This window comes from Methylobacterium sp. J-072, assembly GCF_022829425.1.
In the GTDB taxonomy this organism is placed as follows: Bacteria; Pseudomonadota; Alphaproteobacteria; order Rhizobiales; family Beijerinckiaceae; genus Methylobacterium.
The window spans coordinates 1-869 of the sequence record NZ_JAKSYK010000050.1; the positions used below are offsets into that span (position 1 = coordinate 1).

At 61.4% G+C, this 869-nt stretch carries 2 tRNA genes and 1 rRNA gene; all 3 read left to right on the forward strand.

What is annotated here, in order from left to right:
• Positions 1-123 (forward strand): 16S ribosomal RNA (locus MKK67_RS04500); the annotation flags it as partial.
• 201 nt (positions 124-324) lie between these two features.
• A tRNA-Ile gene (locus MKK67_RS04505) sits at positions 325-401 on the forward strand.
• Between the two features lie 113 nt (positions 402-514).
• Positions 515-590, forward strand: a tRNA-Ala gene (locus MKK67_RS04510).
• The last annotated feature ends 279 nt before the right edge of the window (positions 591-869 follow it).

Consider the following 869-nt stretch of genomic DNA (forward strand, 5'->3'; position numbering starts at 1 on the left):
TTGGTCTTACCCGACGGCGCTGCGCCAACCGCAAGGAGGCAGGCGACCACGGTAGGGTCAGCGACTGGGGTGAAGTCGTAACAAGGTAGCCGTAGGGGAACCTGCGGCTGGATCACCTCCTTTCTAAGGATTTCTTTTTGGGTTTGGCGCCGAGCGATCGGGGCCGTCCTGCTTCGGCAGACCCATCGAGGATCATTTAGGATACAGGGACCTGTCAGGGTCCCATTTGGCGGGACAGGCGCCGTCCTCGTTTCTCTTCCTCACCAGATAGCGCGATCGGCGCACCGCTGCGGCGTATGCCGGGCGGCGTGCTTTGATCGCTCTGGGCCTGTAGCTCAGGTGGTTAGAGCGCACCCCTGATAAGGGTGAGGTCGGACGTTCGAGTCGTCCCAGGCCCACCATTGTTGGGATCGCCTCAAGCGCCGGCGGCGACATCCGTCGCCTTGGCTTCTCGCGCCACGCGGCGCGGCGGCCGGTCGGCCTTGCGCGCCTGTGGCTCGGGCTCACTCAGACTGGGGCCATAGCTCAGTTGGGAGAGCGCGTGCTTTGCAAGCATGAGGTCGTCGGTTCGATCCCGTCTGGCTCCACCATTCTTTTGGGACTTGGCGCCGCTGTAGCGGCTGCCGCCTGAGGGAATGGTGTTGAGCTTGGCTATCTGGAACACAGTTTGCCGCGGCAAAACTCTGCGAGGACCGATAGGTTCGGCAGCGTTCAGACCGTGCGCAAAAAACATCAGTGACATCGTGAAGAGGGAATGTGGCCGTTGGGGGCGCGAAAGCGTCAGCCCTGGCGGTCATGTTCGGCAAGCATACGGTGACGGAATCGGAAACGGTTCTGTCACTGGTCTTTTTGTGACCGTGTCAGATTTT